Here is a 21,493-nt window from a genome sequence, read left to right as displayed (position 1 = left end):
GTCCGTTGCCGCGCGGCTAAGATGCGGCCTATCGACTTTGGGGGAACGCATGGCTTCGACCGAGACTTTCAAGTTCATCCTCGTACTGCTCGTGGCGATCGTTGCGCTCGAACTGATCGCACACCGCCTGCGCTTGCCCTCCGCTGCGGCGCTGCTTGCCGGCGGCATCGGTATCGCCTTCCTGCCCGGCGTACCGGAAGTCTCCTTCGATCCCGAACTGGTGCTCACCGTCTTCCTGCCTCCGCTGCTGATGGATGGTGCCTTCTATACGGTGTGGTCCGATTTCCGCCGGTACCTTGGAGGAATCCTCTGGCTCGCGGTGGGTGCCGTGGTGTTCACGACATTCGCGGTAGGCGTCACCGTGCACTGGGTGCTGCCATCGCTGCCATGGGCTGCCTGCTTCGCACTGGGCGCGGTGGTGTCGCCGCCCGACGCGGTGGCGGCCAAGGCGGTGCTCGAAAAGGTACGGCTGCCGCGGCGATTGATGGTGCTGCTGGAAGGGGAGAGCCTGCTCAACGATGCCACCGGCCTCGTGCTGTTCCGGTTCGCCGTGGCCGCCGCGCTTACCGGTGCCTTCAGCATGCAGGGCGCCCTGCTCAGCTTCGTGGGGCTCAGTGCCGGCGGAATCGCCGTCGGTCTGGTTGTCGGCGGCCTGCTGGTGCTAGCGCTCCGCCGCATCGACCACGTGTTCCTTACCATCACCGCGGCCTGTCTCTCGCCCTGGGCGGCCTACATCGGTGGCGAAGCGGTGCACGTCTCGGGAGTCATCGCCGTGGTCACGTGCGGCATCATCTTCGGCTGGTACCAGCACGACGTGTTCACCGCCAACGTGCGCGTGCGCAGCACGGCTTTCTGGCAGGTGCTCATCTTCCTGCTCGAGGCGCTGGTGTTCATCCTCATCGGCTTCTCGCTGCGTGGCGTGATCGAGAGGCTGGGCGGCGTGGGGCAGGCGCTGCAGACCCTGGGTGTGCCGATCCTTGCGGTCCTGGGCGCCGTGATCCTTTCCCGCTTCGTCTGGATCTACGCCACGGACTACCTCCGTGTGCCCCTCGCGCGCATGGTGGGCCGCAAGCCGATGCCACCGGCGCCGAAGGCCTCGTTCCTGCTGAGCTGGGCGGGCATGCGCGGCGTGGTGACGCTGGCCATCGCGCTATCCCTGCCCGAGGCGATGCCCGGACGCGATCTGACATTGGCAGCCGCGTTCGCGGTCATCCTGGTGACCGTCGTGATCCAGGGCAGCACGGTGGGTGTCGTCATTCGCTGGCTGGGGCTGGAAGGCGAACGTCACGCGGATACGACTTACCTCAACGAGGGCCAGGCCTCGCTGCTTATCGACAACGCCCAACTGGCAGCGGTGAAGGCGCGTGCATACGACGAGCAGGGCAAGCTGATCCACCCCCGCCTGCTCGAGCAGTACACCCACCGGGTGTCCATCTCGGAACGCTACAGCAAGGCGCCGGAGGCGTTCTCCAGCGGGCGCGAGGCGCACTACGACGTGGTGCTCGCGGCGATCGCCGCGGGCCGTGCGGAATTGTTGCGCCTGCACCGCTCGGGACGCATCCACGACGAACTGCTGCACTACATCGAACGCGACCTCGACCTGCAGCAGATCGAGGCGGAGAACGATCGGAACAACCCGGGTATTTGATCGGCGAGCACAAAAAAGCGCCACCGTTCGGCACGGCGGCGAGGGGATATTGCAATGAGGATCCGTCCCTGGATCGATTTTTGTTTTATGGGATGAGACGGAAGCCGAAACCGGAGACGTAGCGGACGTTGCCGTCCGCTACATCTTTCCCTACGAGTGGATCAGAAGTCGTAGGTTGCGGTCAGACGGGCGTAACGCGGCGTCTGGTAGTACAGGCCCGCACCGTAGGTGTTGCTGACCGTGAAGCGGTCGTCCTCGTACGTGTAGTCGTTGAGGAGCGCCTTACGCTCGTTGGTGACGTTGAACACCTGGATGCCGAACGCCAGCTTGTGGTCGGCGAACGCCGGGCGATATTCCACCGCCACGTCGAGCTGCTTGAACCACGGCATGCGCTGTTCGCCCGGAGCGTACAGCTTGCCGGCGCACGAGTGGTACGAGGAGCCGTAGCCGATCGGATCGTCGTCGTTCGGCCCGAAGTAGCCCAGGCAGGACTGCGGAGCGCCCGAGGTCAGGCGCAGCGAGCCGGAGAACATCCATTCCGGGGTCAGCTGGTACGAACCGTAAGCCTTGAACTGGTGCTTGCGGTCGTTGGCCAGCAGGCCGTTGCTGTGGACCATGAGGGCCGCGGCATCCCAATCCTGCGTCTTCGAGATATCGTTCTGGCCGATGTCCGACTTAACCTGGCCTTCCGTGTTGCCGTAGCTCTTCGAGAAGGTGTAGTCGACGCGACCGAACCACTTGCCGTCGAACGGATGCTCCAGGTACAGGTCGAGGGCGTAGTACTTGCGCTTCGCACCCGAGGTGAAGCCCCAGTCGGCCTTGGTCATGGTGACCGAGGTACGGCCGTTGCCGTCGGCGTTGGCGAGGCTGAAGTCGTTCGAACGGCCGGGGTTGAAGATCACGCAACCCGGAATCGTGACGGTGTCGGGATCGACGCCGGAGGCAGCCAGCTTGTCGGCCATGCGTCCCGTGTCGCAGACGTCGTCGATCGCCGCCTGCAGCTTGCGCACGGTGATCTTGGCACCCGTGACCCAGTCGGGGCCCAGGGTCTTGTCGAAGCCGAGGATGGCTTCGTCCTGGTACTGCGACTTGAGGTCGGTGGCCGTGATCGACTTCGGATCGTTCGGCTGGCCATACTCGCCGTTCGACGACACCGGGCCTGGGCCGAGCGGGCTAAGGCCGGTGGGCTCGCCGTTCGGATCGATGCCCGTATAGGTGAAGTATTCGTCCGTGAACGTGGAGGCGGAAGCACCGCGGATCGCCACGCTGTTGGGCAGGGCGAGGTAGTAGCGGCCGAGGTTGCCGTAGATCTTCAGCGACGAATCGCCGAACACGTCCCACGAGGCGCCGATGCGCGGTGCCCACTGGTCGCCGCTGTCGACATAGCTGCGGCCCTGGTCGTTGTAGTTCGTGAACTTGTCGTTGCGGATACCGACGGTGAGCAGGACCTTGTCGGTCACCTGCCACTTGTCTTCGAGGTAGTACGCCTTCTGATCCACGGACATGCTGGTCGTGGTCATGAAGATCCTTCGACGTGCGTAGTAGCCTTCTCCGCCGGCGGGACCGACGCCGAGCCTGGGCGAGATATCTACCGTCGGATCGTTCTGTTTAGCGTAGGCCCAGTAGTAGCCGGGGCCGGTAGTCGTGACACCTTCGTCATGGCCGGTGAAGCGCATGTTGTCGATACCGCCGGTCAGGCGGTGGTCGCCCACCTGCCACTCGAGGTCTGCGCGCAGGCCACGCGTCTTGCTGTTCGCACCCGGGGCGATCTTCTGCGTGGTGGCCGTGGAGTTCGCCAGCGAACCGGCGCCAGGGATCGCCGGATCCTGGAGGTCGGGACGGCTGATGAAGGGCAGGCCGAGGTCGCCCGGATTGCGCTGCACGTCGGTGGTCTTGCTCTTGCCGTACGTGGCCGAGAACGTCAGGTCGTCGGTGATGTAGCTGGTGTACTTCAGGATGCCGTAGGTCGAAGACGTCTTCGTGCTATCCGGGTACTGTCCGTCGAAGCCGGTGTGCTTGCGAGTGTCGTAATCGAACGAGTTGTACTTGCCGCTGCGCTCATCGGAGGAATTGATGCCGGTGAGTTCGAGGATGTTGCTGTCGTTGATGTTCCAGTCCAGCTTGGCGTAGTACTTCGGCAGATCCCACTTGTAGTGGTTCGTGGCGTTCGGTGCCGTGGTGAAGTAGTTGGTGCTGGTGCCTTCCGTCTTCTCGGTTTCCGCGGCGACGAACAGGAACAGCTTGTCCTTGATCAGCGGGCCGCCGGCGTAGGCGCTGACGGTGCGCGTCCACTGATTGTCGCCATCACGGTTGCGATACAGCGCTCCGGCCAGCTCGGGCGATGTGTACCCATAACCCGCGGGCAGTGTCTGGCTGGGGAAATACTGGTTACCCAGCTCCGAACGCGCGAACTTCGGCTCCCACAGCACCTGTGCGCCGAAATGCCATTCGTTCGTACCGCGCTTGCCGACCTGGCTGATCACGCCGCCGTCGGAGCGGCCGTACATGGCGCTGTAGCCGCCCGTGTAGATTTCCTGCTGGTCGATAGCGCCATAGGGCAGGCCGACACCGCCAAGGTTGCGCAGCGGATCGGACGTGTTATAACCGTTGATGTAGTACGCGTTTTCCGAAACGCCGGAACCGCCGAACGACACCGTGCGGCCGAAGTAGCCGGCGCCGGGGTTGACGCCCGGGGCAAGCAGTGCGATCGCTTCCGCGTTACGGCCGAGCGGCAGGCGTGCGAGCTGCTGCGCCGTGACCACCGTGCGCGAATCGACCGACGAGACGTCGATCGGAGGAAGGGAGTTCGCGGTGACCGTCACCGACTCCAGCGACTGCGCGCTGGTTGCGGGGGCACCCGTGAACGAGACTTCGGAACCCTGGTTGACGGTCAGGCCGACGTTCTCGCGCTTGTCGACGATCTGGCCGTTCTGCATGACATTGACGGTGTAGCTGCCCAGCGGCAGGTTGCCGATGCGGTAGCGGCCGTCTTCACCGACGGGCACCTGACGGGTGATACCGGTGGAACCGGTGACCTGGATGGTGCTGCCCGGTGCGGCCTGGCCGAAGATCGAACCTGTGGTGGCCTGCGCCAGCACGGCGCCCGTGCCGCCCAGACCAGCCGCAAGGGCGAACGCCAGCGCGGAGCGACGCAGGATATGCGTCTGACGGTTATTGCGTGAATTCATTTACGGCTCCCCAGAGTTGGCCCTTTCGGGCCAGGAAACGTCGGTAAAAGGACCGACGATCTCACGCGGAAAAGCATCGTCATCGCATTGGGTCGAACTCTCCCCCGAGAGTGCGACGACGACGATGACCCACGTGCAACCGCACATCATTTTGTTGCGGTGAGGGCACCATAGAGCCAAGGTTTTGGACGCGTCAAGTGTTACGTAATCATTTAATCCACATTCGCAACAAGTTACATGGTGAAAGTCGGTATTAGCCGGTTATGTGACTCATATTCCTAGGATTCCTAGGACTAATTCCTAGGCTTTTTTGGCCCGGTCACCTGCGTATTTTTTCTCGACCTCGCGCTTGCGGACGAGGCGGGGGTGCCGTCGCGGATTCTTGCGATCCCTGTGCTTTGGAGCGCCATTGGAACCAATCGCGCCGCTCCGTGGCGGCGCCCTTGGCAACTCCTGGACGCCTTGTTCACTGGCCCGGCATGCACGCTTCCGGCTGGTTCGGAAGGAGGTTCGACATGAGTGACGACAAGACCAACCGGGGTCCGGCCGACCGCGCCCGCATCAACGTCAACGAAGACTATGAGGTCCGCTACTGGACCAAGGAGTTGGGAGTGTCCGAAGACGCCCTGCGCGAAGCGGTCAAGCGCGTCGGTGTCATGAGCGACGATGTGCGGAGGGAGCTCGGGCGGAGGAAGAGATGACAGGGCGCGTGTTTGGACGTCTAAACGATGTCTGAATGTGGCCTCTTGAAATCCTTTCGGCACTACCTAGATTACTGCTTGCCGGTCGCTTCGGGGCCGGCCCACCGCCCGCTTTTCGGGGCGGCCTGGAGAACTCATCCCGTATTGCTTCCAAAGAGGATATGGCCATGCGAACTCTTCTCGACTATACCCCCCTCCATCGTTCCAGCATCGGCTTCGACCGCGTGTTCGACCTGCTGGAAACCGCCGCGCGCAACCAGGCGTCCGATAACTACCCGCCTTTCGACTCGATCAAGCTGGACGAGGATCGTTACCGGGTGACCATGGCGGTCGCGGGCTTCCGCGAAAGCGACCTGACCATCACGACGCAGGGCAACCTGCTGCTGGTAAGCGGTGAGCGCAAGGGCGAAGCGGAAGGCGAGTACCTGCACCGCGGCATCGCCACGCGGCCCTTCCAACGCCGCTTCGAACTCGCGGAACACGTGCACGTCACCGGCGCCCGGCTAGCTGACGGGCTGCTGTCGATCGACATGAAGCGCGAAGTACCGGAAGCCATGAAGCCACGCCAGATCCGCATCGACGCGGGCGAGGGCACGGACACGTCGGTCCGCCAGTTGATGGACCAGGCCGCCGCGTAACAGGGACAGGCCCGGACGCCTTCGCGGCGTCCGGGTCATGCGGTCAATCCGTTTTCCTGGGCGTCATGCCGATCGTGGCCAGCCATGATGCAGCGAGGTCCGGCCAGTGCGTGATGGGCTCGACGGTCGGCCTGAGTCCGAAGGCGTGGCCCCCATGCGCGTAGAGGTGCATCTCCGCGGGGACGCCCGCCTTCGTCAGGGCGGTGAAATACACCAGCGCCTGGTTGACGCCGTCGACGTGGTCGTCTTCGGCTTGCAGCACGAAAGTCGGTGGCGTGTCCTTCGACACGGGGAGGTTCGGATTCAGCGTATGAAAGTCGGTCGTGAGGTGGCCGGGATAGATCGCCAGGGCGAAGTCCGGACGGGCGCTTTCCTTGTCCACCGCGTCGATCGGCGCGTAGATGCGCTTGCGGAAATTCGTGCTCGCTTCGGCGACCAGGAACCCGCCCGCGGAGAAGCCCAGCACGCCCACCTTATGCGGATCGATCTTCCACTCGGCCGCATGGGCGCGAACGAGGCGCAGCGCGCGCTGCGTATCCGCGAGCGAGGGAAGCGACAGCGCGAGGTTATGGGGCCTGCAATCGCATCGCCAGTCGAATGGCGGGCTGGGCACCCGGTACTTCAGCAGGACGCAGGCGACGCCGCGCGGGGCGAGCCAGTCGCAGACCTCCGTGCCCTCCAGGTCCATCGCCAGGCCTTCGAAGCCGCCTCCGGGAATGACGATGACCGCCGCTCGGGTCGGGTGTGTGGTGGGCGCATAGAGCGTGATCGTCGGCTCGGCCACGTTGTCGACCCACAGCACCGTCTTTCCGCCGATGAGGCCCGTGCCCGTCTTCATTTCTTCGGGTCCGGGCACGGTGTTGGCGTGGGGTGGCGTCCCCGGCCACAGGGACACCTGCGTCCGCCCTCCATCGGGTTGCCACCTGGCCGGGGATTCAGCGGACGCGGTGCTCCATGCGAGCGCGAGACTGACGGCAAAGACGATCGGCTTCACGGTGTTCCCCTGGTGCGAATGGACGCGCCATTCTTTTCCTTGGAGCGGGGCATCGAAGTGCGCGGATCATGCCGTTCTGCGGGCGAGTCGTGGCCTCAGGCGGCGAAACCGCCATCGATCATGAGGCTCGCGCCCGTGATGTAAGCCGCTTCCGGGCCGGCGAGGTAGGCCACGAAGCTCGCGACTTCTTCCGGATGGCCATACCGACCGGTCGCCAGCATCGGAATCAACCCCGCCGCCATCGGGCCACTCGCGGGATTCATGTCGGTGTCGACCGGGCCGGGCTGCACCACGTTGACCGTGATGCCCTTGGGGCCGAGATCGCGCGCGAGGCCCTGGGTCAGCCCCTGCAACGCCGACTTGCTCATCGCATACACCGCGCCGCCGGCGAACGGCATGCGCTCGGCATTGGTGCTGCCGATGTGGATGATGCGGCCGCCTTGGCCCATGACCCGTGCCGCGGCCCGGCTCGCTATCACGGCGGCGCGAACGTTCACGGCGATCGTGCGGTCGATATCCTCCGTGGTGAAGTCCTCGATGGGCGCGACGGCGAGCACACCGGCATTGTTCACGAGGATGTCGAAACCGCCGAAACGATCCCGGGTCTGCGCGACCGCGGCTTCGATGGCCGCGTCGTTCGCGCTGTCCGCCTGGATGGCGATGGCACGGCCGCCGGCTTTTTCGATCTCGTCGACCACGGCCTGGGCTGCCGCGGCACCCTGGACGTAGGTAAGCGCGACGGATGCGCCGCCAGCCGCCAGCCGTCGCGCCACGGCCGCGCCGATCCCGCGGGAGCCGCCAAGGACGAGGGCACTCTTGCCCTGTATGGAATTCAGGTTGTTCATCGTGGGTCTCCGGTCAGTGGGAAGTTCAGTGCACTACCAATCTAGACGCCGACAGCCACAACCGGTAGTCGCGGAACGGTAGTTTCATTCCATCCATAAGGTTTAGAATCGCGGCGTGGACACCCTCAATGGCATCGCCTGTTTCATCCGCAGTGCGGAGTTGGGCAGCTTCGCTTCGGCCGCACGGGTGCTTGGCCTTACGCCCGCCGCCGTGGGCAAGAACGTGGCGCGGTTGGAGGCGGAGCTGGGGGTTCGGCTGTTGCAGCGGACGACGCGGCGCCTTGCCCTCACCGAAGCGGGCGAGGCATTCCGCCAGGAAGTGCAAGGCAGCCTGAGCCAGCTCAACCATGCGATGGCCAACGCCCGCGCCCGCACCACAGGTCCTGCCGGTGAATTGCGAGCGGCGCTGCCGAATGCCTTCGGCCGCGAATACATCGTGCCGATGCTCGAAACATTCTTGAAGTCGTTCCCAGCCATCTGTGCGGACTGGCGTTTCGACAACCGACCGGTCGACCTCATCGCCGATGGCTTCGACGTGGCGATCGGTGGCGGCTTCGACCTCCGGCCCGGCGTCGTCGCCCGTGCCCTGGCACCTGCCCATCGCATCCTCGTCGCTTCGCATGGGTACCTCGACCATGGGCCCGCCATCGCCACGCCCGGCGACCTGGCTGGCAGGAACGGCATCCTCATTCGCTCGCCGCAAACGGGCCGCGTGAGGGATTGGGTCCTGACCAACCGCTATGGTGCGGAGGCGGCCATCGAGGTGGATAGGCGAATCCTGTTCGACGACCCCGACGCCGCGTGCCATGCCGCGGCCTTGGGCATGGGTATCGCCCTGGTGGCGGTGCAGTCGGCGTTGCCCTGGTTCGAACGCGCACGGCTGAGGCGCGTGTTGCCCGACTGGTGGGTGGAAGGCGGCAATCTGTCGCTGTATTACCCGGCGCAAGCCCTGCTGCCGCAGAAGACCCGGGTGTTCATCGATCACATCGTGGACAGCTTCCGTGCGCAGGATCTTGCGCGGCGCTTCAACGCCCTGCATCCCGCCGTGCTCTGACCTGGGGAGCATCTACAGGGCAGCGACCACCGTCGCCCGCAGCGCGGGCGTACACGTCATCGCGAAGGCTCCCCATGGCGACGCGAGACAGTGGACGCGACGCTGCAGCGATGCGACACGACGGCGGCTACTCCCTTATCGAATCCCTCACCGCGCTCGCGGTCTTCGCGGTGGGCGCCGCGTGCCATGCCACGTGGACCATGCAATCGATGGCGACCCATGCGCGCGCATCGCGCCTCGTCGCCGCCACCACGATCGCGGTCAGCCTGGAAGCCCGCATGCGCGTGAACGTGCAGGGGGTACTCGCCGGACACTACGAAAGCGATGCGCTGCGCCTGTCTTGCAAAGCCGGATGCGACGCCCGTGAGATTGCGGCGGCCGACCTGTGGCTGTTCCATAAGGCGATCGGGCGCCACCTCGGCGGTGCCGCGTCGTCGCGCGTGTCTTGCCGGAACGGAAGCGCATGCACGATTTCGATCTTCTGGCTCGATCGGCCGATCCTCGACTGGTCGTTTCATCCGTGAGGGCGCGCGGATTTACCCTGGTCGAACTGGTGGTCGGTGGTGCCGTCGCGAGCATCGTGGGTGCGATCGCCCTGGCGGTGCTTTGCCGCGTCGGGTTGGGAGCGGCCCGATGGCGCATCGAGGTGCGCCGCGAAGACACGGCGTGGCTAGCCCTCGCCGTCATCGCGCGCGATCTTCGCGCGGCTCGGGAATGGCGTGGCTGCCGTGATTCCTGGACATGCCCGAGGGCCGCGCGTCGAGCCTCGAGCGCCCTCGTCGCGGGTGACGTGGCCTGGTTCGCGGACGGGGCGCTCCGGCGTTGCGAGCGAAAGGGCCCGAAACGCGAAAACACCTGGAACTGTGCCAGGTTTCTCGACGGCATCTCCACCGCGGCGTTCACGGTTGAGCTGCGCCAGGGAGGCGGCCGCGAAACGCGACGTGAGTTCACGGAAAGAGACGGCAACACAGCCGATGCGATCGACGTCACATTATGGACCCACGACAGCAAATCCTATTCACGCACGACGGAACGCCTCCCACGTGCGGACTGAGCGCGGCGCCATCCTCGTCGTGGTACTCGCCGTCCTGACGATGATGACGATCCTTGGCGCGGCCATGTCGCGATCCGCCACGGCGCGCATGCTGGCGGCACGCGATTTCCTGCGAGTGGAGACCGAAGCGCGCGAGCGGCGCGACGCACAAGCAGCGCGACGTACGGGTGGCGACGCAGGCGGCGGCCATGCGACCATCGGAAGTGGCGCGACAGACGCGTCGTTGCATTGAAAGGGGTGCCATGGATCGCAGACGATTCCTACAGGGCGCGACGATCGCCTCGGGTGTGGCGATGACCGCGACCGGCTTGGCCAAGAGCGTCGCGAAGACGCCCGCCGGCGGTTCGGGCGGCACCATCCCGCGCGTATGTTCCACCTGGGACTTCGGCGTTGCCGCGAACCAGGCGGCGTGGAAGGTGCTGTCGTCCGGCGGTCGTGCGCTGGACGCCGTCGAGCAGGGCGCGCGTGTGCCCGAGGCCGACCTGCGCAACCACAGCGTGGGCCGCGCGGGCTATCCCGATCGCGACGGCAGGGTCACGCTCGACGCCAGCATCATGGACGAGTACGGCAATTGCGGCGCGGTGGCGGCGATCGAGCACATCGCTCATCCCATCTCCGTGGCGCGTCGTGTCATGGAGCGCACGCCGCACGTGCTGCTGGTGGGCGACGGCGCACTCCAGTTCGCGCTTGAGCAAGGTTTCCCCCGCGAGGAACTGCTTACGCCCGAATCGGAAAAGGCGTGGCACGAATGGCTGAAGACGGCGAAATACAAGCCGGTGGCCAACAGCGAAGTGAAAAGCTACAACGCGGGCCCGGGCGGCACGCCGGGCGACGCCAGCAACCACGACACCATCGGCATGCTCGCCATCGACGCCAAGGGCAACCTTTCCGGTGCGTGCACCACCAGCGGCATGGCGTGGAAGCTGCACGGGCGCGTGGGCGACAGCCCGATCATCGGCGCGGGCCTCTATGTGGACAACGAAGTAGGCGGCGCCACGTCGACGGGTGTCGGCGAGGAAGTCATCCGCAACGTCGGCAGCTTCCTGGTGGTGGAACTGATGCGGCAGGGACGTTCGCCGGAGGATGCGTGCCGCGAGGCTGTCGAACGCATCCTTAGCCGCAAGCCGAACGCGAAGGATCTCCAGGTGGGCTTCCTCGCGATGGACAAGAGGGGCAACGTGGGGGCCTGGGCCATCCAGAAGGGTTTCTCGTACGCCGTGTGCGATGCGAAGAAACAGGACACCTTGATTCCCGGCAAGAGCACCTACTGACCATGGCGTTGCTCGAAATCGCGGCCAATTCGGTGGCATCCGCGTTCGCGGCGCAAGAGGGCGGCGCGGGCCGCGTGGAACTCTGCGCCTGCCTGGAAGAGGGCGGGGTCACGCCCTCGCACGGCACGATCGCACTGGCTCGCGAGGGCCTTTCGATCCCGCTGTACGTGTTGATCCGCCCGCGCGCGGGCGACTTCCTCTATGAGAACGCCGAAATCGAGGCGATGCTCGACGACATCGCGCATTGCCGCGAGCTTGGCTGCGACGGCGTGGTAGTCGGGGCGCTCACGGCGGAAGGCGAGGTGGACCGGGAAGCCTGCGGGCTGTTCCTGCGTGCGGCGGAGGGCATGGGTGTTACCTTCCATCGCGCCTTCGACCTGGTGCCGGACCGGCACGAGGCGCTCGAGGTCCTGATCGAACTCGGCTTCGAGCGTGTGCTCACTTCCGGTGGGATGCCCAGCGCCGTGTCAGGTGCGTCGGGTATCGCGCGGCTCGTTTCCCAGGCAGGCGGTCGCATCGTGGTGATGCCCGGGGCCGGCATCGAGCCCGGCAACGTCGTGGCCCTGCGCGAGGCGACGCGGGCCCGCGAGTTCCACGCGTCCGCGAAGCGCAGGCTGCCGTCGGCCATGCGCCGCGTTCCAGGCGACGCGCTCGGCATGGGCGCGGGCGAAACACGTACCGACCTCGAAACCGTCCGCGCACTGGCAACGGCCCTGGCCTGACCGGCAGGGAAAACCTGCCCTGTAGTTCTGTCATGGGCGGCCGCGTTGTCCTACGGGCAGCAACCCCGCGGGCGTGGCGGCCACGATGCGCCGGCCGGCTTCCGGCAGGACCTCATGCAATCCGGTGAGCGTGCCGAAGGCCGGCAACATGCCCACGTCGCGATCGAAGACGAAAGCAGGCAGGCGGTGCCGGCGCCAACCGTCGCGCACGGTCACGCCCGGATGCACGTGGCCGGCAAGGGTGTAGCCGCCTGCATGTGCCGTCGGATGGTGCGACAGGACGAAGGGCGGCGCGGCGACATGACCGGGACGTACATCGATGCCGAGCGAGGCCACGTCGAAATGCCTGTCGTGGTTGCCTGCGACGAGTTCCATCGCGACGCCCGCGTGCGACTCGCGCCACGTGCGAACCCTTTCCACCCAGGCGCTGCGTTCCGTCGCGGCACCGTGCACAAGGTCGCCCAGGACGACCAGACGCACAGGCGCGAACTCCGCGATGAGCGTGTCGAGGCGGACGAGATCGTCTTCGGTGTCGCCGCTCGGAACGGCGATACCCGCGCGCCGGAACACCGCGCCCTTGCCGAAATGCACGTCGGATACCAGCAGCGTGCGGCGCGCCGCCCAGTGGATCGCTCGCTGCGCATGCAACGTGAGGCGCTCGCCCGCCACTTCGATGTCGCGCGTCATCATGCGTCCGCTCCGGCTTCCAGTGTCGCCAACATGCGCTCGACGCGCGTCCTCCAGTCGTCGCCCGCGATGCCTCCCCGGAGCCGCTCCACCCAGAGGGGAAAGGCCAGGGGACTGAGCCGCTTCGTCTCGCGCCAGAGCAGCCGCGAACGCGACACCCGCAGCAGGCATGCGCGCAGCCGCGAATAGTCCAGTTGCTGGTCGAGTACTTCGCGCTCCGCCTGCCAGAGCAGCGGGTGCGCGGGGTCGTGCCGGCGCAGCACGTCGAAGAGCAGCCCGCTGGAGGCCTGCAACTGCCGGAGCGTCTTTCCGTGCGCCGGATACCCGTTGAATACCAGCCCGGCCACGCGGGCGATTTCGCGAAACTGCCTCCGCGCCAGTTCGGAAAGGTTGATGCTTGCGCGTATGTCCGCACGCAGGCCCCAGGGATGCAGCAACCGGCGCATCGTGGGCTCGTCGAGCGGCGGCATGCGCGCGGCGGTGAGCGTGAGCCCATAATCGTTCACGGCGTAGCCATAGTCGCCCGGCTGGATGCGTGCCATGCGATACGCCAGCACCGCGGCCAGTCCCTCGTGCGCAAGGCGTCCCGCGAAAGGGAACACGAACAGGTAATCGCCTTCGCGGGTGCGCGTGCGCTCGCAAAGCGTCTCGTCGATCCCAGGAATGGACGATTGTCGGCGTTGTACGTCGAGCAGCGGGCTGAGGGCGCGCATTTCCGCGGAAGCGGGGATGCTTCCCGCCAGCGCCTCGCGCAGTTCGTCCGACAGTTCCCCGGAGAGCGGCAGCCGTCCACCCATCCAGCGGGGTACACCGCCACGCCGGTTCGGTGCCGCGCGCACGTAGGCGGTCATGTCGCGCACCCGCACCAGTTCGAGGTTGCGCCCGGCGAAGAGGAAGCGGTCGCCCGGCCGCAGCCGCGAGACGAAGCTCTCTTCCACGGTGCCGAGCCTGGGGCCTTTCATGTACCGCACCTGCAGGCTTCCGTCGGACGTGATCGTGCCGATCGAGAGGCGGTGCATGCGCGCGATACGCCCGCTTTCAACGTGGTAGTGCCCGTCGGTCTCCACCAGCTTCTGGTACTCCGGATAACTGGCGAGTGCGGATCCCCCGGTGCGCAGATAAGCAAGCACGGCGTCGAAGCGCTCGCGCGGCAGGTTCGCGTAGGCGAGCGACGAGGTGATTTCGGCATAGGCATCGTCTGCGCTGAAGCCTCCCCCGAGGGCCATGGTGAGCAGGTGCTGCGCGAGCACGTCGAGGCATCCGCGCATGGGCCGGCGCGGTTCGAGGTGCCCCGCCTCGAGCGCGTGCCGGGCCGCGGCAATCTCCGCGAGTTCGAGCAAGTGCGTCGGCACGCAAAGGATGCGCGACGGCACGCCCGGCCTGTGTCCGCTGCGGCCGGCGCGTTGGAGAAGGCGCGCGATGCTCTTGGGACTGCCGACCTGGATCACGCGTTCCACGCTGGCGAAGTCCACGCCGAGGTCGAGGCTGGAGGTGGCGACCACGCAGCGCAGTGCGCCGACGCGCAAGCCTTCCTCGGCGGCGAAGCGCAGCTTCGGATCGATCGAGCCGTGATGCAATGCCAGCGTGGCCGGCGACTCCGGCCAGACCGACGACAACGCCTCGTGCCAGAGTTCGGCCTGCGAGCGCGTGTTGGCGAAGACCAGGCTGCTGCGGGCCTTCAGTACCGCATCCAGCACGCGCGGCAGCTGCGACAGGCCCAAGTGCCCGGCCCAGGGGAAGCGCTCGCCGCTCTCGGGCAACGCGCTCTCGACGATCGTCTTCTTTTTCGTGCGGGCGCCGATCAGCACGCCGTCGTTCGCGAGCGCGCGCAACGCTTCGTCGAGATTGCCGAGGGTGGCCGACAGGCCCCAGGTGCGGAGATCTGGCAGCCAGTGGCGCAGGCGCGTCAGCCCGAGTTGCAGCAACGTTCCCCGCTTGTTGCCGACGAGTTCGTGCCATTCGTCGACGACGATGCCGCGCAGGCCCGTGAAACGCTCCTTCGCGTCCGGATAGCTCAAGAGCAGGGCGAGGCTTTCCGGCGTGGTTACCAACAATTCGCACGCGCCACGCCGGAGACGGGCACGCTCGGCGCTGCCGCTGTCGCCGGTACGGCGTAGTACGCGCCAGGGAAGTTCCATCGCTTCCACCGCGGTGGCGAGGTGCTGCGCCGTATCCGTCGCCAACGAGCGAAGCGGCGTGATCCACAGGAGTTGCAGGCCCATGCGTGGCCGCAGCACGGCATCGATCAGCGGACCGCCCGCGGCGGCCAGCGTCTTTCCCGCTCCGGTAGGCGCATGGATAAGTCCGTTCCGGCCCTCATGCCACGCGCGCCACGCGGCACGCTGGAACGGTGCGGCCCGGCGTTCCTGCGCGGCGAACCACGCAAGGAGGCGCGCCTCAGCCCGACGCCAGGCGGCGGAGGTCGTCGAGCTTGTCGGCATCGTGAATGCCCAGGTCGTTGCGCCAGCGCAGGATGCGCGGAAAGCGCACCGCCACGCCGGCCTTGTGACGGCCCGAAGCCTGGATGGCCTCGAAGGCGAGTTCGAAGACGTGCGTGGGTTCCACCGAACGCACCGGCCCGAAGCGCTCGATGGTGTGCGCACGGATCCAGCGGTCGAGGCGCCCGATCTCCGCGTCGTCGAGCCCCGAATACGCCTTGGCCACGGGTACCAGCGCGTCGCCTTCCCAGACACCGAACGTGTAGTCGGTGAAGAGTCCGGAACGGCGCCCGTGGCCCGGCTGCGCATAGAGCAGCACGGCATCGATCGTGTACGGATCGACTTTCCACTTCCACCAGTCGCCGCGTTTGCGGCCCACCCGATAGGGCGATTCCAGCCGCTTCAGCATCAGGCCTTCGGTGCGCCGCTCGCGCGATTCGCCACGCACGGCGGCCAGCGCGTCCCACGCCGGCGCATCGACCGCGGGGGACAGCATCAAGGTGGGGGCATGTCCTTCCGCGAGGGCGCCCAGCATGGCACGGCGTTCGGCAAGCGGACGCTCGCGCAGGTCCTGGCCATCCAGCTCGAGGAGGTCGTACGTCATCAGGCGCACGGGTGTGTCCGCCAGCAGTTTCGGTCCGGGCTTGAGCTTGCCGATGCGCTTCTGCAAGGCAGCGAACGGCAGGGGGTGTTCTTCGTCGAGTGTCCAGGCGAGGATTTCGCCATCGAGGACACAGCCGTCCGGCAAATCGCGCGCGGCCAGTTCGATTTCCGGAAAGCGGCCGTCCAGCCGCTCCTCGCCGCGCGACCATAACAGCGCGCCGCCCGCGCGCCGCATCAGCTGCGCGCGTATCCCGTCCCACTTCCATTCGGCCAGCCAGTCGCCGACATTCCCCAGCGAGGCGACGTCCTGCTCGAGCGGCGAGGCGAGAAAGAACGGGTAAGGTCTTTCGCCCGCGTGCTCGTCCGCGCGCTCGGGACCCGCCAGGGCAAGGAACGTGTCGGCAGTGGGCTTCCAGGTGCCGCTCAGGCGATGTGCGATAAGGTCCGTCGGAAGGTTCGACCATTGCGCGAGGGCCTGCACGACCAGGCGATGCGAGACGCCCACGCGCAACGAGCCGGTGAGGAGTTTGTTGACGAGGAACACCTGCTCGCGGGGCAGCGGACGCCACCACTCGCGCAGCAGTTCGATGCGCTCCGCCGGTTCCAGCCTGCCGAGCGACGGTAACCGCGCCTCCATCCATACGTGCAGCGGCACGTCGTCGCCGTCGTCCTCCGTGCCTGGGAGCATCAGTGCGATGGTCTCGGCCAGATCACCGACGTGCTGGTAGCTGTCGTCGATCAGCCAGTCCGCATATCCGGTTTCCGCGGCGAGGGCCAGGCGCAGTTCCGTGGAGGTCGCGGTGCGCTTCAGCTTCCCGCCGCCCAGCACGTAGACCGCCCACGCCGCGTCCTCCGCCGGTGCGTCGGCGAAATACTTCGCCATCGCATCGCGCTTGGCGGATGTGGACGATGTGCGATCCAATGCTTCGAACAGGGCGGCGAAGCGGCGCATCAGTCACCTTCCTCGCTGCTGCGCGGGTCCGGCATGGCACCGCCGAGCGTGCGCAACGGGAAAGCCTCGTGGCCGGTGTCGCGCAGGTGCCGCACAAGCGCTTCGCCGTCGCCGTGCGTGACGTAGATGCGCTTCGCGCCGCAGTCGTCGACGCTGCGCAGCAGGCCTGGCCAGTCGGCGTGGTCGGACACGACGAAACCCCGGTCGTAGCCCCGGCGCCGCCGCGCGCCACGCACCTGCATCCATCCGGAGGCGAAACCGGTGGATGCCTTGCCGAAGCGGCGCATCCACGGGGAGCCTGCGGCAGAGGGAGGGGCCATGATCAGTTCACCGGCGAAATCCTTGCCGCGTGCCGACTCGTTGACCGCCACCGTCGGCAGCATGCGCACGCCCGCGTCGCGATAGACCTCGACGAGCCGCAGCATGGCGCCGTGCAGGTGCACCGTGCGGTCGGTACGCGCAGCCAGCTCCGCGAGCAGCCGCTGGGCCTTGCCCAATGCGTAACAGAACAGCACGGCCGGCACGGCGCGTTCGCGGCATTCGTCGACCCAAGCGAGGATCTCGTCCACCACCTTGCGCATCGGCGGCCAGCGATAGATGGGAAGGCCGAACGTGGATTCGGTGACGAACACGTCGCAGGGCACGGGTTCGAAAGGCGCGCAGGTCGGATCGGGATCGCGCTTGTAGTCGCCGGAGACCACCACGACCTTCCCGCGGCCTTCGATGCGTACCTGCGCCGCACCGAGGATGTGACCCGAAGGGTGGAACGACACGCTGGTTTCGCCTAACGCGAAGCGCTCGCTCCAGTCGTGCTCGTGGATGACGGAACCGGCGCCAAGGCGCTCGCGCATAAGGAGCCGACCAGCTGCGGCCACATGGTAGAGGCCGCTACCCGATCGCGCGTGATCGCCGTGCGCATGCGTGACCACGGCACGCGCCACGGGCTGCATGGGATCGATGAAGAAGTCGCCCGCGGGGCAGTACAAGCCCTCGGGGCGCGGTAGCAGCAGGTCGCCATCCATGCCGCGACGTTAGGTGGCGCCTAGTCAACGCGGCGAAAAGGCCCCGGGTCAGGCCACGAATTGCAGGCGGGCCAGTTCCGCGTAGAGGCCGCCCTCGGCCAGCAGGCTGTCATGCGTGCCCTGGGCCACGATGCGGCCGCCTTCCATCACCACGATGCGGTCGGCACGTTGCACGGTGGCGAGGCGATGGGCGATGACGAGGGTGGTGCGGCCTTTTTCCAGCCGTTCCAGGGCGTGCTGGATGGCGGCCTCCGACTGCGCGTCCAGCGCCGAGGTGGCCTCGTCTAGAAGAAGCAGCGGCGCATCGCGCAGGATGGCCCGGGCGATGGCCACGCGCTGCTTCTGTCCGCCGGACAGGCGCACGCCGCGCTCGCCGAGCGCGGCCTCGTAGCCGTCCGGCAGGGCCGAGATGAACCCGTCCGCCTCGGCGAGCCGGGCGGCCTCGCGTACTTCCTCGTCGCTGGCGTCGGCGCGGCCGAAGCGGATGTTGTCCGCCGCCGTGCCGCCAAAGATCACGGTTTCCTGCGGCACGAGTGCGATGGCCCCGCGCAGTTCGGGAAGCGCGAGGGCGCGCAGGTCGACACCGTCGAGGCGGATGGCGCCGGAAACGGGATCGTGGAAGCGCAGCAGCAGGCTGAAGACAGTGCTCTTGCCCGCGCCGGACGGACCGACCAGGGCGACGGTTTCACCCGGTGCGATCTCGAGATCGAAGGCGGACAGGGCGGCAACGTCGGGGCGCGAGGGATAGCGGAACTCGACCTGCTCGAAGCGCAGCGCACCGGTCATGGGGCGCGGAAGCGGCTCGGGCGCATCGGGCGTGCGGATCGTGGCCCGCTCGGCGAACAGTTCCCCAATGCGCTCCATGGCGCCGGCCGCACGCAGGACGTCGCCCCACATCTCCGAGAGCCCCGCCACGGAACCCGCCGCGAAAATCGCGTAGAGCACGAACTGGCTGAGCACGCCCGGCGCAAGGTCGCCGGCGATGACGTCGCGGGCGCCGGCCCAGAGCACCAGCGTGATGGCGCCGAAGATCAGCACGATGACGGCAGCGGTGAGCAGGGACCGCATGCCGATGCGGCGGCGTGCCGTGGCCAGCGCGAGGGCGATGGCCGAAGCATAGCGGCGGCTTTCGATGGGCTCACGCGCGTACGCCTTCACCGCCTGTGCGGCGTTCAGCGTTTCGTTCGCGACCGCGGCGGCGTCGGCGATGCGATCCTGGCTATGGCGCGACAGCTTCTGCACGCGCCGGCCGAACACGAGGATGGGCAACATCACGGCGGGGATCACCAGCGCGGTGAGGCCGGCGAGGCGCGGGCTGGTCCAGGCCATGGCGGCCGCGGCGCCGATCAGCATCACGGCGCTGCGCAGCGCGACGGAGATGCCCGAGCCGACCAGTGTCTGTACCACCTCGGTGTCGGTGCCCAGGCGTGACGTGAGTTCGCCGACACGGGTGCTTTCATAGAAGCCGACGTCGAGCTGGATCACGTGGTCGTAGAGCGCGGTGCGCAGGGAGGCGAGCGAGCGCTCGCCGAGCAGCGCGATGCAGTAATAGCGGGCGGCGGTGGCGATCGCCAGCACCAGGGCCACGCCGAACAGGGCCAGGAAGGTGCCATTGATGGCCGCAAGGCTGGACGCGAGGAAGCCGTGGTCGATGATGTGCCTGACGGCGACGGGCAGCACCAGCGATGCGCTCGACGAGATACCTAGGAACACGAGCCACCCGATGGCGAGGCCCTTGTGCGGCTTAAGGAATGGCCAGAGATTGCGCAGCGCGCCGATCTTGCGCGATTTTTCCCTGCGTTGCTCGCTCATGCTCACTCGGTGTTTTCCAGGCAATTCGGGAACGAATGGGGCCGGGCAGTACGGTATTCAACGGTTCAGTCGATGCGGCGGGGATGCGCGCGTCCGCGGGTGAGGTCGACGACCCGGGCTACGATGGCGTCCAGGCGGTCCAGCGGTGCGGACACGATCAGCTCGGCGCCGTCGGCCGTGAACTCCTCGCGATCCACTATCGCCTCCATCTCCCGCAAGCGCGCCGTCACGAGGGCCAGCTCGCCGAACTCGCAGCGAAGCAGCAGGTGGCCGATGGGAACGATGGGAGTCCTCGGTGCGAGACGCAGGCATTCGGCGGCGCTGCCGCCGTACGCACGGGCGAGACCGCCGGCACCCAGCTTGATGCCGCCGTACCAGCGCGTGACCAGCACCGCCACACGGTCGCAGCCCTGACCGTCGATCGCCGCGAGGATGGGACGGCCTGCCGTGCCGCCGGGCTCGCCGTCGTCGTTGAAGCGGTAGGCATCGCCGATGCGGTAGGCCCAGCAGTTGTGCGTCGCCGCCGGATCGCCGCTGGCCTCCAGCCACGCAAGCGCCGCGGCCGGCGTATCCACCGGTGCGGCCTGTGCGAGGAATCGGCTTTTCCTGATGTCCTGCTCATGCCGCCACGGGGCGGCCAGCGTGTCCAGCGGCGTGCTCAAGGTTCCAGGTCGCGCAGGTCTTGGGGAATGTCGTAGCGCGGATAGCGGGCGCGCAGTTCGTGCAGGCGCCGCAGCGCTTCCGCGTGCTCGCCGCGGCCCAGCAGACGGCGGATCTCGCCGACGCGATCGTCGGGGGACAGATCGGGTGTGGGAGCCGAACGCAAGGCCTGCGGCGCAGCGGCGGTTCGCAGTTTCTTGCTGGCGCGCTCGATGGGCTTTGCCGGTGCGTATGCCTCCGTGCGTGCCACGTCGGCATCCGCGACGCCGGGCGCGAGCAACGGCGCTTGCACTGGCGCGGGCGCGGGCACGGCGGGGGGTGCCGAGGGTGCGGCCGCCGGCTCTGGTGACGGTGCAGGCATCCTCTCCTGGATAGCTACCGGCACGTCTTTGGACTCCGGCCTGCTGTCGCGCAACTCCCAGCCCACGCCGACCGCCAGCACCAGCACGGCGGCGGAGGCGAGCGCGACCGGCCAGCGCGGGCGGCGACGCGGCGGGATGGCCCGCATGGCCTGCGCGAGCACGGCGGCGTCCAGCGTCGCACCGGGCTCGTCCTTGGGCAGGCGCGCGTAAAGTGCCGCGAGCTCGCGCTCCTCGGGCAGATCGTCGTGGCCTGGCGGTGGCGTGCTGGGATTCATGTCATTCGGCCACGAGTTCTCGGATGCGCGCCATGGCGTAACGCAGGCGCGATTTTGCGGTTTCCTTGCCTACGCCGGTCACGGCGGCGATGTCCTCAAGGGAAAGTTCGTTCTCCATGCGCAGCACGAAAGCGGTGCGCTGCTCGTCGGGAAGCGACTCGATGGCGCGCTGCATGCGGCGGCGCACCTCGAAGTCCGACAACGCATGTTCCGGTTGTTCCCGTTCGGGCGCGGCCTGTGCCGCGAACACGGCCTCGGTTTCCGCGGCACCGGCCTGCGGCCGCTGCCGGCGGAACGAGTCGATGGCCAGGTTGTGCGCGATCTGCAGCAACCATGTGCCGAACTTCGCATCCGCGCGATAGCGCTCCCTTGCGGCGATCACGCGGCTCCAGGTTTCCTGGAACAACTCGTCCGCCGTCGTACGGTCCTTCACCATCTTCATCAGGAAACGGTAAAGCGGCCCCTTGTGCCGGGCATACAGCTCGGCGAAGGCGGCCGCGTTCCCGCCTGCCCAGGCGAGCATCAAACCGCCATCGTCGGCCAGGGGAGCGTCCATGGCCGGGGAGG

20 protein-coding genes are annotated in these 21,493 nt (G+C 67.2%); 9 read left to right on the top strand and 11 right to left on the bottom strand.

Features of this window, described 5'->3' with window-relative positions:
• Window positions 1–49: 49 nt before the first annotated feature.
• Window positions 50–1,648, top strand: a complete 1,599-nt coding sequence (locus ACPYOD_RS06600) for a Na+/H+ antiporter (protein WP_481300936.1) — start codon at window positions 50–52, stop codon at window positions 1,646–1,648.
• Window positions 1,649–1,809: 161 nt separating this feature from the next.
• Here ACPYOD_RS06600 and ACPYOD_RS06595 read toward each other — a convergent pair whose 3' ends face one another.
• Entirely contained in the window at window positions 1,810–4,836 is a 3,027-nt protein-coding gene (locus tag ACPYOD_RS06595; RefSeq protein WP_481300935.1) for a TonB-dependent receptor, read from the bottom strand.
• Between the two features lie 515 nt (window positions 4,837–5,351).
• Here ACPYOD_RS06595 and ACPYOD_RS06590 point away from each other — a divergent pair.
• Both ACPYOD_RS06590 and ACPYOD_RS06585 read left to right on the top strand, forming a co-directional pair.
• Window positions 5,352–5,537, top strand: coding sequence for a DUF3606 domain-containing protein (locus tag ACPYOD_RS06590; RefSeq protein WP_481300934.1), 186 nt, complete (start codon window positions 5,352–5,354; stop codon window positions 5,535–5,537).
• 167 nt (window positions 5,538–5,704) lie between these two features.
• Complete coding sequence (locus ACPYOD_RS06585; protein WP_481300933.1) at window positions 5,705–6,175, top strand: Hsp20 family protein; 471 nt, start codon at window positions 5,705–5,707, stop codon at window positions 6,173–6,175.
• Window positions 6,176–6,218: 43 nt separating this feature from the next.
• Here ACPYOD_RS06585 and ACPYOD_RS06580 read toward each other — a convergent pair whose 3' ends face one another.
• Entirely contained in the window at window positions 6,219–7,013 is a 795-nt protein-coding gene (locus tag ACPYOD_RS06580; RefSeq protein ID WP_481300932.1) for an alpha/beta hydrolase, read from the bottom strand.
• A 251-nt stretch (window positions 7,014–7,264) separates the two neighbouring features.
• Window positions 7,265–8,014, bottom strand: coding sequence for a 3-oxoacyl-ACP reductase family protein (locus tag ACPYOD_RS06575; protein WP_481300931.1), 750 nt, complete (start codon window positions 8,012–8,014; stop codon window positions 7,265–7,267).
• 115 nt (window positions 8,015–8,129) lie between these two features.
• Between ACPYOD_RS06575 and ACPYOD_RS06570 the strand changes: the two genes are divergently transcribed.
• From ACPYOD_RS06570 to ACPYOD_RS06545, 6 genes are all read left to right on the top strand, one after another.
• Complete coding sequence (locus tag ACPYOD_RS06570; RefSeq protein WP_481300930.1) at window positions 8,130–9,068, top strand: LysR family transcriptional regulator; 939 nt, start codon at window positions 8,130–8,132, stop codon at window positions 9,066–9,068.
• 74 nt (window positions 9,069–9,142) lie between these two features.
• Window positions 9,143–9,592, top strand: a complete 450-nt coding sequence (locus tag ACPYOD_RS06565; protein WP_481300929.1) for a type IV pilus modification PilV family protein — start codon at window positions 9,143–9,145, stop codon at window positions 9,590–9,592.
• Window positions 9,532–10,122 (top strand): PulJ/GspJ family protein, encoded by a 591-nt coding sequence (locus tag ACPYOD_RS06560; protein WP_481300928.1) that lies wholly within the window; start codon window positions 9,532–9,534, stop codon window positions 10,120–10,122. The genes ACPYOD_RS06565 and ACPYOD_RS06560 overlap by 61 nt, the downstream gene beginning before the upstream one ends.
• Window positions 10,112–10,354: a hypothetical protein gene (locus ACPYOD_RS06555; RefSeq protein ID WP_481300927.1), complete on the top strand. Its 243-nt coding sequence runs from the start codon at window positions 10,112–10,114 to the stop codon at window positions 10,352–10,354. The genes ACPYOD_RS06560 and ACPYOD_RS06555 overlap by 11 nt, the downstream gene beginning before the upstream one ends.
• Window positions 10,355–10,364: 10 nt before the next feature.
• Window positions 10,365–11,393 (top strand): glycosylasparaginase, encoded by a 1,029-nt coding sequence (locus ACPYOD_RS06550; RefSeq protein ID WP_481300926.1) that lies wholly within the window; start codon window positions 10,365–10,367, stop codon window positions 11,391–11,393.
• 2 nt (window positions 11,394–11,395) lie between these two features.
• Complete coding sequence (locus ACPYOD_RS06545) at window positions 11,396–12,115, top strand: copper homeostasis protein CutC (protein ID WP_481300925.1); 720 nt, start codon at window positions 11,396–11,398, stop codon at window positions 12,113–12,115.
• Window positions 12,116–12,145: 30 nt separating this feature from the next.
• Here the strand turns inward: ACPYOD_RS06545 and pdeM are convergent, their stop codons facing one another.
• From pdeM to ACPYOD_RS06505, 8 genes are all read right to left on the bottom strand, one after another.
• The gene (gene pdeM, locus ACPYOD_RS06540) at window positions 12,146–12,805 is read right to left on the bottom strand and encodes a ligase-associated DNA damage response endonuclease PdeM (RefSeq protein WP_481300924.1); all 660 of its coding nucleotides are present in this window, start codon (window positions 12,803–12,805) and stop codon (window positions 12,146–12,148) included.
• The gene (locus tag ACPYOD_RS06535) at window positions 12,802–15,243 is read right to left on the bottom strand and encodes a ligase-associated DNA damage response DEXH box helicase (protein WP_481300923.1); all 2,442 of its coding nucleotides are present in this window, start codon (window positions 15,241–15,243) and stop codon (window positions 12,802–12,804) included. The genes pdeM and ACPYOD_RS06535 overlap by 4 nt, the downstream gene beginning before the upstream one ends.
• Complete coding sequence (locus tag ACPYOD_RS06530) at window positions 15,200–16,795, bottom strand: ATP-dependent DNA ligase (RefSeq protein ID WP_481300922.1); 1,596 nt, start codon at window positions 16,793–16,795, stop codon at window positions 15,200–15,202. The genes ACPYOD_RS06535 and ACPYOD_RS06530 overlap by 44 nt, the downstream gene beginning before the upstream one ends.
• Window positions 16,795–17,817 (bottom strand): ligase-associated DNA damage response exonuclease, encoded by a 1,023-nt coding sequence (locus tag ACPYOD_RS06525; protein ID WP_481300921.1) that lies wholly within the window; start codon window positions 17,815–17,817, stop codon window positions 16,795–16,797. Before ACPYOD_RS06525 ends, ACPYOD_RS06530 begins: the two co-directional genes overlap by 1 nt.
• Before the next feature lie 48 nt (window positions 17,818–17,865).
• Complete coding sequence (locus tag ACPYOD_RS06520) at window positions 17,866–19,629, bottom strand: ABC transporter transmembrane domain-containing protein (protein ID WP_481300920.1); 1,764 nt, start codon at window positions 19,627–19,629, stop codon at window positions 17,866–17,868.
• A 65-nt stretch (window positions 19,630–19,694) separates the two neighbouring features.
• Entirely contained in the window at window positions 19,695–20,291 is a 597-nt protein-coding gene (locus ACPYOD_RS06515) for an IMPACT family protein (protein ID WP_481300919.1), read from the bottom strand.
• On the bottom strand, window positions 20,288–20,926 hold the full coding sequence (locus ACPYOD_RS06510) for a hypothetical protein (RefSeq protein WP_481300918.1): 639 nt from the start codon (window positions 20,924–20,926) through the stop codon (window positions 20,288–20,290). Before ACPYOD_RS06510 ends, ACPYOD_RS06515 begins: the two co-directional genes overlap by 4 nt.
• A gap of 1 nt (window position 20,927) precedes the next feature.
• The gene (locus ACPYOD_RS06505) at window positions 20,928–21,482 is read right to left on the bottom strand and encodes an RNA polymerase sigma factor (RefSeq protein WP_481300917.1); all 555 of its coding nucleotides are present in this window, start codon (window positions 21,480–21,482) and stop codon (window positions 20,928–20,930) included.
• Window positions 21,483–21,493 lie beyond the last annotated feature (11 nt).

Source organism: Luteibacter sp. HAY1-4A, from assembly GCF_056755355.1.
This window is presented reverse-complemented; position numbering and strand designations above follow the sequence as displayed.